At 43.2% G+C, this 10,889-nt stretch carries 14 protein-coding genes; 8 read left to right on the top strand and 6 right to left on the bottom strand.

Translation table 11 applies throughout. The annotated features are described in order from the left end of the window. A partial coding sequence (locus C9I98_RS24955) for an IS3 family transposase (RefSeq protein WP_146153905.1) occupies positions 1-95 on the top strand: 95 nt, incomplete at its 5' end. Here C9I98_RS24955 and C9I98_RS24950 read toward each other — a convergent pair. Beyond that, entirely contained in the window at positions 92-292 is a 201-nt protein-coding gene (locus tag C9I98_RS24950; protein ID WP_051902608.1) for an antibiotic biosynthesis monooxygenase family protein, read from the bottom strand. The two genes, C9I98_RS24955 and C9I98_RS24950, sit on opposite strands and share 4 nt — an antisense overlap. A gap of 179 nt (positions 293-471) precedes the next feature. Further along, the gene (locus C9I98_RS24945; protein WP_107272619.1) at positions 472-1,125 is read right to left on the bottom strand and encodes a ribosome recycling factor family protein; all 654 of its coding nucleotides are present in this window, start codon (positions 1,123-1,125) and stop codon (positions 472-474) included. 252 nt (positions 1,126-1,377) lie between these two features. Between C9I98_RS24945 and C9I98_RS26975 the strand changes: the two genes are divergently transcribed. Genes C9I98_RS26975 through C9I98_RS24935 form a run of 3 tightly spaced genes read left to right on the top strand, consistent with a single transcriptional unit; the run spans position 1,378 to position 2,965 of the window. Continuing rightward, positions 1,378-1,578, top strand: coding sequence for a hypothetical protein (locus C9I98_RS26975; RefSeq protein ID WP_245907245.1), 201 nt, complete (start codon positions 1,378-1,380; stop codon positions 1,576-1,578). After that, the gene (locus C9I98_RS24940) at positions 1,578-2,393 is read left to right on the top strand and encodes a S66 family peptidase (protein WP_245907244.1); all 816 of its coding nucleotides are present in this window, start codon (positions 1,578-1,580) and stop codon (positions 2,391-2,393) included. The genes C9I98_RS26975 and C9I98_RS24940 overlap by 1 nt, the downstream gene beginning before the upstream one ends. A 29-nt stretch (positions 2,394-2,422) precedes the next feature. Further along, positions 2,423-2,965 (top strand): DinB family protein, encoded by a 543-nt coding sequence (locus tag C9I98_RS24935; protein WP_036831023.1) that lies wholly within the window; start codon positions 2,423-2,425, stop codon positions 2,963-2,965. Between the two features lie 433 nt (positions 2,966-3,398). Here the strand turns inward: C9I98_RS24935 and C9I98_RS27080 are convergent, their stop codons facing one another. From C9I98_RS27080 to C9I98_RS26965, 3 genes are all read right to left on the bottom strand, one after another. Then, a complete protein-coding gene (locus C9I98_RS27080) occupies positions 3,399-3,530 on the bottom strand; it encodes a hypothetical protein (RefSeq protein ID WP_275451446.1) in 132 nt (43 codons plus the stop codon). 79 nt (positions 3,531-3,609) lie between these two features. Beyond that, positions 3,610-4,020 carry a hypothetical protein gene (locus C9I98_RS26970; RefSeq protein WP_051902644.1) on the bottom strand — a complete coding sequence of 137 codons (411 nt, stop codon included), beginning with the start codon at positions 4,018-4,020 and terminating at the stop codon, positions 3,610-3,612. After that, the gene (locus C9I98_RS26965; RefSeq protein ID WP_245907243.1) at positions 4,008-4,181 is read right to left on the bottom strand and encodes a helix-turn-helix domain-containing protein; all 174 of its coding nucleotides are present in this window, start codon (positions 4,179-4,181) and stop codon (positions 4,008-4,010) included. Before C9I98_RS26965 ends, C9I98_RS26970 begins: the two co-directional genes overlap by 13 nt. 281 nt (positions 4,182-4,462) lie before the next feature. Here C9I98_RS26965 and C9I98_RS24925 point away from each other — a divergent pair, with 281 nt between their 5' ends. After that, positions 4,463-5,362, top strand: a complete 900-nt coding sequence (locus tag C9I98_RS24925; RefSeq protein WP_245907242.1) for a TolC family protein — start codon at positions 4,463-4,465, stop codon at positions 5,360-5,362. Positions 5,363-5,444: 82 nt separating this feature from the next. Here the strand turns inward: C9I98_RS24925 and C9I98_RS24920 are convergent, their stop codons facing one another. Further along, complete coding sequence (locus C9I98_RS24920) at positions 5,445-7,100, bottom strand: response regulator (RefSeq protein WP_107272618.1); 1,656 nt, start codon at positions 7,098-7,100, stop codon at positions 5,445-5,447. Between the two features lie 394 nt (positions 7,101-7,494). On the opposite strand from C9I98_RS24920, the gene dgcN reads away from it, so the two are divergent. From dgcN to C9I98_RS24905, 3 genes are all read left to right on the top strand, one after another. Beyond that, positions 7,495-8,499: an N-acetyltransferase DgcN gene (gene dgcN / locus C9I98_RS24915; protein ID WP_036816128.1), complete on the top strand. Its 1,005-nt coding sequence runs from the start codon at positions 7,495-7,497 to the stop codon at positions 8,497-8,499. Between the two features lie 13 nt (positions 8,500-8,512). After that, entirely contained in the window at positions 8,513-9,487 is a 975-nt protein-coding gene (dgcA, locus tag C9I98_RS24910; protein WP_036816131.1) for an N-acetyl-D-Glu racemase DgcA, read from the top strand. A 462-nt stretch (positions 9,488-9,949) separates the two neighbouring features. Next, positions 9,950-10,882 carry a DMT family transporter gene (locus C9I98_RS24905; RefSeq protein WP_036816133.1) on the top strand — a complete coding sequence of 311 codons (933 nt, stop codon included), beginning with the start codon at positions 9,950-9,952 and terminating at the stop codon, positions 10,880-10,882. Positions 10,883-10,889 lie beyond the last annotated feature (7 nt).

The raw sequence follows: 10,889 nt of genomic DNA, 5'->3' as shown, positions 1-10,889 counted from the left end.
TTGAGTACATTGAGGTTGATTATAATCAGACGAGAAGGCACAGTGCTCTTGGGTACCTAAGCCCAGTTAACTTTGAAAAGCAAAATGTCGCTTAATGAAGTGTCCAGTCTGGCTGGAGCAGATCAATATACCCTGGTTGAGTTTGTAGAAAATCGCGTGCTTGTTCCCAATGCTCAAGCACTGCTTCGCTGTGTTTGTCTGGTACAACGAAAGGGTTAATTAATGTGACTTCGGCAGCGGCCGTGGTTGTGAATACGGAGAATAAAAGGGCTGATAATACTTTCTTTTTCATCTTCAAATCCTTGTAATTATGTTGCGAGAAGAACGTATCACAATCGATTGTAAGAAAATGATGTAGAGGAATTAATTAATGTGAATTATTAGCGAGTAAAGCCATATCGAAAACAAAAGTCTTGCAATCTAATGCACTATAACTTTTGATTTGAACAAATACGTATTTAAAATCAATTATTAACAATTAAATTCAAAGTCATCAAATGCTTGTCTAGCATCCATAAGTGAGCAACCTGTTTTCGAAACCAACTCATTCAAAGTAATATTAGGTTGCTCTTTTATCATCTCAATCAAGTTCGGGCGATGGTCAATTTCATGAAGATTCACATTATGTTTGGCTAAGTGCTTTGCTAGTACATCTAGCTGTTTTCGGAGCTCTAACGAGCATGACTGCAGGCTCAGTTGCCAATATAGTTGTGCTAATTGATCACCGTTTCCGATCAAGTCTACATGCGCGGTGCGGTAAACACGTTTGTAATGAATAGAACACTCAATACATGCTTGTTTAAGTTGGGTGACATCTTGCTTGGGCAGAGTAGAGATAATGTTCTTTACTCTGAAGCTGATGCTTGGAAGGTGTGCTTCTGCTGTTAACAAAGCCTTTAGTATGGAACTGCGAACTCTTTGAAGCTTTGGATCATCTGAATCATTTAGTGACGTAGCCACAATTAGCAAAGCATCATGCTCTCCAGTCGCTTGCCAATGTCTAGATGCTCTAATTCTTTTCAATTCACATTGATGAGCCGAGAAAAGGACTTTTAATTCGTTCACTTTCTCTCGACCAAGGCGTTGGACTAGGGAATTGATTTGAATTGATATAGCGTTTGGCATGACTAAGTTTATAGAACAACAATATAAGACATATCTTATCAGACTCTGAAGCTGAAGTATTTGGTAATACCACATACGTTACAGTGTCTCTTTATTTGATGTTCCTGAAGGTATTGTGTCCATTGTGTATACAAAAGCAGGAGCAATAATTTGTTAGCTATGGTATCACTAGGTCATGGATTATTTAGACCATGACTTTTGAAAGTTATTGATTATGAATGCTTTTAAATAATGGTTAGTTGTAGGAGTCATATGAAATCACCCAATCCATTAAAACCAGGTAGTAAAATTGCTGTAACCGCTTTTTCTTCTGGTGTACCCAAAAGTCTTCATGAACGTTTAGACATCGTGATAGGTCATTTAAGAAGTTCTGGGTTTGAGGTTCTCGAAGGGCTATGCTTACGCGATGATCACAAACATGTAAGCGCGCCAGCAGAACGTCGAGCACAATAATGGCTTTTTTATGTGATGATTCTATTGCTGCAATCATGCCACCATGGGGTGGTGAGTTTGCAATGGATATTCTCCCATTACTTGACTATAAACGATTGAGCAAAGCTAAACCTAAATGGGTTATCGGATTTTCTGATGTAAGTACATTAATGGTGACTCTAACCACAAAATTAGTACATGCAGCCAATTTAATGCAATTACACCCCAGTGAATCAGAGCTTTTGACAAGCAACACATTACATTGGCTTAGTTTAAATGAAGGTACAGAGTTTACTCAGTTTTCAACTAAGTTATATGAAAGAAAGGGTGAGTCGTATGCGGCTAATCCTAATGCGCTCTTAAACTTAACCGAACCAACAGAATGGAAAGTGATTGGAACATCTGCAAATGCCAATTTCAGCGGTCGTTTGATTGGTGGTTGTTTTGATACCATGACACACCTAATAGGTACAGATTATTTTGACCTCCTTTCTTTCTGTGAACAGTATCAAAACGACGGAGTCATTCTGTATTTAGAAAATGCAGAGATGTCACCAACAGTATTGAAGCGAGCTTTATTAAGCCTCAAATATCAAGGTGTCTTCGACTGTATAAAAGGGTTGATGTTCGGAAGAAATGCGGTTCTTGAGCCTTGTGGTAAAAGTATTACAGCTTTAGAAGCACTTACGGATGTTGCATCGTCTATCAATATTCCTGTTATCTATGATGTTGATATCGGTCACTTGCCTCCCAACCTTACATTGTTCAATGGAGCATATGCTGAAGTCACTGTTTCGAGTGGTAAAGGCAAGATACAACAAGTAATGAAACCTTAAATTAGTTGAATTCAAAAGAGCAAATAAAAATGGACTTGCCCTCAAATTTTAGGATGATGGCGCTGTACAACCAGCGAATGAATAACCAATTGATGGATGTTTGCGAATCGCTTACAGATGAACAACTGCATGCCGAAACGCATTCATTTTTCTCTAGTGTAATGAGCTATTGGAATCACATCTTGTTCGGTGATTTAATCATGTTGAGACGGTTGATTGATAATAATATTGCTCAAATCGAACCAGTGTTATTGTCACAATTACCAGTTGCTACAGCGGTCAATGAGACGTTTGTATCAAACTTGAAGGAACTTAAATCACTTAGACAATTGGTTGATAGTATTTACGTGGAATTCACAAAATCACTTCACCCAAATACTTGCCGCCAAGTCGTGAGGTATACAACGACAGAGGGTGGGGTGCTTGAGAGAAATGTTGCCGAGTTTTGTCAGCATATTTTCAACCATCAAACACACCATCGCGGTCAGTTAACATGTGTACTTAGCCAGTTTGGCTTAGATTTTGGTTGTACTGATCTTCCTGTCATCGTCCATGAAGGTGCAAGATCTTAACTTAAAAGAGACAGTGTAACTTTATGTATTCAGGTCACTACGCGACAAGTTAACCTTGACGACTTCCGCTAGCATTTATAGCTGCTAGAATGCATCACCAGAACCTGATGGGGGTTCTTCCAAGTGTTCGACTCCTACGAATGCTTGGTTCATGCTTATAGGAACCGGACTTCTAAGAGTATGAATCAACTTGAACTTTGCCAGTTTGATATAAAGCTAAGTGAAAGTTAGAGCAATGAACACGGCTTGCTTACCTGGGTAAAAGATGTTCATGGGAGCCTTACGTTTCCTGCTTTGCGTAGGGCTCCCAAATTTTTATACACACAATGAAAGCACTGAACTATGTACGTATTGATTATCTATCTATTAGGCATTCTGCTGATTGCCGCGCCAATGTTCATCCCAGTTTTAGGGTGAATTCTTTAGGTAAATTTTAAGCAAGCAGATCTAAGAGTTTGTCCCAATTACCAGTAGTAAGCCAAACCATAGCAAAGACAGCTAGACCAACCTTGATACAAAGAAGGATGACTTCTAGTTTGGTTTTAACATTTTCTAATGTGCTCATGGGTCAATCTTCCTAATACTGCTTTAAATTAAGAGGCGAGCACTATACCAACCTGAATGGCTTTGCCAAGCCATTACTGTCAGAGCAAAGCAAAAGTTTGTTTGTGGCTTCTAAATTGTAAAGCGGAGATAAACTGACTTTTCGCGAGTGAAGAAATGGTTAGAGCTATTTTGAATTGAAATTTATTACGGTGTAACAAGTTATCGAGGGAGCCGTCGATATGAACTAACTCGCTCAGGCAATCACGGCGATGACGAGGTTGATAAACTCGCGGCTTACGTTTGGCATGGGGAAGCCAGAGGCCATCGGCGATCATCCATTGGCGTAAGGTTTCAACGGAAACGTGGATGTCATGAAGCTCGGCGAATTTTTCATGAGCCAACGTCGGGCCGAAATCTTCGTATTGCTGTTGGAGCAAGGCCAGTGTCTGTAATTTTAATTTCTCATCATGGCGATGATTGCCAGGCTGACCACGTTTTAAAGAAACCAAACCAGCAGCACGAATTCGATGAAGCGCTTGACCAAGCGATAAACTTGGCGAGGACCGAGTTTAAGTAAGCGGGCAGCATCGACACCGGTGATCCGTTTATCACAAATGTCTTGGATTAGTTTGATTCTCAGTAATTCATTGTCAGTCATGGTCAATAGCATCCAAGGGCTCCAAACACGGCAAAGAAAGCGTGTTTTGAAGCTAGAACAACATGACATTTTAACTTTGCAGAAAAGAGACATTTTAACTTTGGAATATCATGTTTAGTGCGCATTATGTACCTTATGTTAAATAGAATTTATGGGAATGGATGATTTTTAGGGTTTCTATCAACCTTCTCCCTCTTTCGTATGTAGCTTCGCAAAACCACTGTACAATTTAACAGTATTGGCTATTTACCATAAAATAGGTAATTAGCACCTATTTTTAAGTATTGCTGCAAATGGTCAGTTTGCCTGATACTTCAAAACATTTGGCTAACGAAACCCTTGTATCACAACAAAGCTCACTCGATCTGACGATTAAAAGCTTCAACAACGGGGTGGCGACAGGTTTGGATGTCGCCCAAGCCAAAACCACGGTCGCCACTGCGTTAAAAGATGTGGCGCGCTTTACCAGTCAGGTCAATGTCGACATCAATGCACTCAATGTCTTGGTAGGAAAAACCGTGCCAATGCATTTGCTGCCTCAAGCCAGCGACAGTATTCAATTTGCACCCATTTATGTTGGCATGCCATCTGACGTTTTATTGCAACGCCCTGATATCCTCGCCGCAGAGCATGAATTAATCGCGGCAAATGCCAATATAGGCGCTGCTCGCGCAGCTTACTTTCCGACGATTTCACTAACGGCAACCGGCGGACTATTAAGCGCCTCGGCCAGCGACTTGTTCTCTAGTGATAGTCGGAGCTGGGTTTTCACCCCTGCGCTATCATTGCCTATTTTCAACTGGGGTGAACTTGATGCCAGAGAAGACGTCGCCATTGCTGACCAACAAATTGCGTTGAACAATTATGAGAAAACCATTCAAACTGCCTTTCGTGAAGTAGCCGATGCCCTGGCCAACCAGGCAACATTGAAAGATCAAGTAGCTGCTCAGCAGATGTTGGTAGATGCAACGGGCGACAGTTTCCGCCTATCCAATTTGCGCTTTAATGAAGGTGTTGATGACTATTTTACCGTACTCGATTCCCAACGCTCCTACTACACCGCGCAGCAAGACTTGCTGACAACCAAGCTCTCTAAAGAGCTCAACTTACTGACCCTGTACAAAGTACTTGGCGGGGGATGGGTTGAAACAGATGTACCACTGCCAGATGGCCTCGACCTAAACAGCGAGTAACCAATTACCAAAAGTCAAAAACCAATAACCAATAACCAATAACGATTTACAAATAACAAGGTAAGTCGCAAACGACGACTCACTAGGCAACGCTTGGTCGTTTTTCTATACGTGCTAATGACAGTTGATATAACTCATTCGCCCTTAACGTCTCATCCTTGCTCGGACGTGTATCATGGGTAAATACCCAATGACACGAAGTAATTACCGACCTTAGCTCGACAGGGTTTAAAAATGAGGGGGTTGCCAAAGCTGTGAGCTCTAAAATCAAATAGCACAATTGATAGTGATAAGGCACCATATGGAATGCACGATATGCCACTTTAATGGCCTGCTTCCCTTGATTGGCCTCACGCAATGCAAACGCGCGCTCGACTAGTTCCCCGCCTTCTTTGAGCCTGTTATTGATACCACTATGGCAGGCTTCCAATAGCTTAACTTGGCTCTGAACCAAAGTGGCATCATCGGAATGGCCACATAGCTCCCGTGCAAGCTGCATTGTTTGTTCATAGAGATCGGGCATGCCGCAAAACGCATAAATCCGTGCAACATTCAAAACCGTGTAGAAATCCCGCACTGGCTTTTCTTTAAGGTTGATCCGACTCACGATAGTAAAACAGTTTTCTATGTCGCCTTGCAGGCAGGCCAATATCGCGACACCGACCATAGAACTGACTTCACTTTCAAACCCTTCAACATCTGGCTCTAACCCATGGTTCAATTCATGCAGGCAACTGCGGGCTTCATTGACCAATTCATCGCGGGTCTTACTATCTTCACAGTAAATGCTAGCCAGCAGAAGGGAAACCGGGATATTCACATTAATGCCATAGCTAAAACGGCTTGTTCCTTTCACTTTACTGATATAACGCTGATAACCCACGGCTGCATTACTGTGTTGCTGTAACACGGCATATAAATTGGCAATGACGAGTTCTCGCAGCGGGTTTGCCGAATTAACTTTGTGGAGAAACTTAAACTGTGCCAACGCCTCTGGGATCTTCCCGCTTGCCATAAAGCACCCGGCAAGATGCTTTCTCGCCACGGGCTGCTTGGGGTATTTTGACAGAATATCGTCAAACACCGTTTCCGCTTCGGATAACTCGCCAAGTCCGATAAGTGCTTGCCCTAAGCCAATTTGTGGCCATAAGTGTTCATATTCTTCACAGGCTTGACGATAAAACTCCCTTGCTTCGTTATGACGGTCGGCACGTAGTAGGCAGTCACCGTTGAGACGATCAATATAGCTCTTATATTTGGGGTATTTGGTTTTATACCGATGGCAAAGATCAATCGCCATATTGAATTCTTTATTATCAACGGCCAACAATAATGGGTAAAGCGCAGACTTTCGCACCAAAACACTATTAATGCGCTGGGTTAATGTTGCGGCAGAAAACGGCTTGATTAAATAGTCATCAGGCTCTAGTTCAATAAAATGGGTAACGACTTGGCGGGAGTTATCACCAGTAACACAAATGAACACGCCATCACTTGGTAGCAACTTACGTTGCTTAACCTCATCAAAAATAAGCCCACCATCGATATGGTGCCCCATATTGTAGTCGCATACGACAATATCATAATCATGGTTATTCAGCAGCCGGATAGCCTTTAAGCTATCCATTGTGCTATCGATCTTGTCGTTTGAAACACCTGATGAATTCAAGATAGATCGCATGATTGATATCGCCGTATTGGAATCATCAATCAGTAATATTCTTTTGTTCACGAACACGAGCGCTACCTCATTTTTGAATCATGAAAGCACTTAACCGCTAATACCCATTAATTTTGTAAGTCTTTAGTCTTAAATCAAACGTAGTACATCTCAATATAATATGAAATTAATTTAATAGTGAATACCTTCATTGTTTTCACTCGTTTTCTTTAAAACAACTTTTAGGAAATTTTATAAAATAGCAATTTGTGATTAAGGATTTTAACTATTTATGTGGCCGGTTAGAAAAAAGAACAGTCAAACATTCAGAAAAAAGCATCTTCATATCAAGAATATATTGGCTATAACTTCAAGTTATACCCTTCATACATTTAAGTATTCGTTGGCCTGCCGTGAATAAATTAGATTAAAAGTATTCAACATGACTTAATAAGCAATTCAAGGATACGACATGCTAATCCCACAGCCATACCTACTTTTTCTAGGCGATGTAACCGATCCTCTCTCAGCAAAAACTGCAAAAGGTATCCAGCAATGGCGCCCTGAATTATGCGTTGGACAACACCGCCTGACGTCCGAGACCGTTTCGCTAGGACTTAACGATCTGACATTAGAGCAAGCAAAAGCACAAGGCGCTAAAACCCTTGTACTGGGTACCGCAAATGCCGGTGGTTTTATTCCTGAAAACTGGCTTTCGACCCTTTCTCAGGCTCTTGATCTCGGCTTTAACCTTGCGTCGGGTATGCACCAGCGTCTTGTTGATTATCCCGAGTTATCGGCAAAAGCAGAAGCCAATCAGTGCCAATTGTTTGATGTACGCCATTACGACGAACCACTCAAGGTTGGTAACGGCTTACCCCGTGAAGGAAAACGACTACTCACTGTCGGCACTGACTGCTCCGTTGGTAAAATGTACACATCATTGGCTCTTGAAAAAGAGATGAACCGCCAAGGGCTTAACACTGAGTTTTGTGCAACAGGACAAACGGGTATCTTGATTTCAGGCCGTGGAATCTCAATCGATGCCGTTGTGGCAGATTTCATCTCGGGTGCCACTGAAGCCATCAGCCCAAGCTTTTCTGATCACGAGTGGGATGTGATCGAAGGTCAAGGTTCTTTATTCAACCCTTCATATGCTGGTGTAAGTCTTGGCCTACTTCACGGTGCCCAAGCCGATGCTTTGGTACTCTGTCATGAGGTTGGTCGCGAGCATATTCGCCATCTACCGCATATGGCAGTTCCTGCAATCGAAGCAACCCTAGTAGCGAACCTCCAAGCAGCCAAGTTAACCAACCCCAATGCTAAGTTTGTTGGTATCAGCCTAAATACTTCGGCACTAACCGAAGCAGAAGCCCAAGCCCTGTGCCGTCAATGGGAGCAACAATACCAGCTACCCGTCACTGATCCAGTACGCTTTGGGATTGCAAGTATCGTCGATAAACTCCATTCACTCTAAGGACAAAGTCTGAATGAAAATTACTGCTAGCGCTGAACGCTTTCCACTTGCTCAGCCCTTCACGATTTCAAGAGGCACCCGAACGCACCAAGACGTGGTTGTGGTGGAAATTACTCACCAGGGCAACCGCGTGCAAGGTGAATGCACCCCCTACCCGCATTATGGTGAGAGCGTTGAAAGCGTTATCAATCAAATTGAAGCTGTGGCGGGCTCAATGTGCTCTGACAAGATTGCAGTCAATATAGCGACAGCAAGAGAAACACTGCAGGCTAGCCTGCCAGCTGGCGCGGCACGCAATGCCATCGATAGTGCATTATGGCGACTTGAGCATCAAGAGGCATTTCCCTCTCCGCAGTTTGACATTAAACCCAGTATCATTACCGCAATGACCGTATCCCTAGGGGATACTGCAAGCATGGCAGCTCAAGCCCGAGAACTCTGTTTGAGAGGGGCGAAATTATTGAAGGTTAAGCTTGACGATAACGCCATTGTGGAGAAAGTGAGTGCGATTCGAGAAGTAGCCGCGGGTGTCGATATTATTTTGGATGCAAACGAAGCTTGGGGAGAGTTAAATCTTGCCGGATTATTTAAAGCACTTTCCCCATTAAACATCAAAATGATCGAGCAACCTGTTCCAAAAGGGCAAGATCATAAATTACAGGGTATTTTACACCCGATTCCACTGTGCGCCGACGAAAGTTGCCATACCAGCAAGGATCTCGATGCGCTGGTTGGTCAATACGAAATGGTGAATATCAAGCTCGATAAAACCGGCGGACTGACCGAGGCACTAAAACTCGAAGCAAAGGCAAGAGAGTTGGGCTTTGATATTATGGTTGGCTGCATGGTGGGTAGCTCATTGGCAATGGAAACCGCCTTGCCTATTGCCAGCCGTGCAGAGATTGTCGACCTCGATGGGCCAGTTCTTCTCAAGTATGATCGCGATAACGGACTCAAGTTCGACAACGGTTATTTATATACCCGCTAATTCGTGACTCTGCCCAGTCAGATTGCACCGAGCCCCTTAATGAGATGAGCCATGATACTTGCTGTTTGTTAATTCATGGCCCATCTTCTTTTCAATGCGTCCTCCCGACAAGACACTCCGACAACACCCTTTTCAAGTTTTTTGCAATCAAGCAGCAATTAGCAAATTTCCGGCAGGTTTTCGCTAGTTATTGATATGCCTCTCAGCCAGTATAAATTCCAACGCCGCAACAAGATTCACCCTTTTCACAATTACGATTCATTATTTTGCCAAGCGCCAATTCAACCGATGTTGATGCGTGCAGGAGGAAAATCGAATGACAGGATACTGGTCAATAGATGCGTTTATATGGGCAAACCTAGCTCTATTTTTCGTTGTCGCCGCTATTTTCGTTCACCACGAAATTAAAGGAACCGGAAGGCTATGTGACCAACCTGACAGCGATAATAAAAGGAGTAAGTCATGAATACCAAAACCTTGGGCTATACCACAATGGTTATTTCTGCCACCCTAATGGGGTTTGTAGGATTATTTGCAAGGAACATTAATACCAGTGGTGATGTGATTGCATTTACCCGCATGACTGTCGGGGCCATTTGTATTTTGGCCATTATGCTATACAAGGGAAATGCGCTATCAATCAAAAATACTAAGCTATCACCTACCGTCATGGTCAGCGGCGCGTGCCTTGGTTTATGTTTAGCGGCTTATGTATCGGCAACGCAATACACCACCCTCGCCAATGCGGTCTTTCTTATTTATACCGGTCCTGTATTTTCAACCTTGTTGGCCGCCATCTTCCTTAAAGAGAAAATATCAGCACTGACCGGCACACTGTTAACTGCCGTCTTCATTGGTTGTTTATTTATCATTGGTATCATCAGCTATAGCAGTACAGAAGGGGTTGTCGTCTCGCTCTCTTTTTCTAAGGAGAACTTCTTGGGCGATATGCTCGGGCTAGCCTCCGGCTTTGGCTACGGCTTATTCCTATTTTTCAGCCGCTACCGAACTGACGTCAGTTCCGATTCAAGATCCTTCTTCAACTTCCTATTCGGTGCTATCGCCATCGGAGCATACTTTATGGTCAGCCCACCGTCGCTTGCCGACATGGATGCCAGCTCTTGGGTATGGCTAATCGCTATGGGCTTCTTCATCGGTTTCGGTGCGCTTTCCCTACTTACTATTGCGGCAAAACACCTAAAAGCCGCAGAGCTAGCCTGCGTCTCTTACTTCGAGACGGTTGTCGGCGCAGGTATCGGCATCTTACTGTTTGGTGAATCACTCACCATGCTACAGACACTCGGTGGGCTGCTCGTGATTGGTGGTGGTATGGGCGAGATTGTCTTCACCATTGCCAAGAAGAAACCAAGCCAGCAAGCACAACTTGAGCATTAGTCAGCAA

Source organism: Photobacterium sanctipauli (assembly GCF_003026495.1).
GTDB classification, from domain to species: Bacteria; Pseudomonadota; Gammaproteobacteria; order Enterobacterales; family Vibrionaceae; genus Photobacterium; species Photobacterium sanctipauli.
This window is presented reverse-complemented; position numbering and strand designations above follow the sequence as displayed.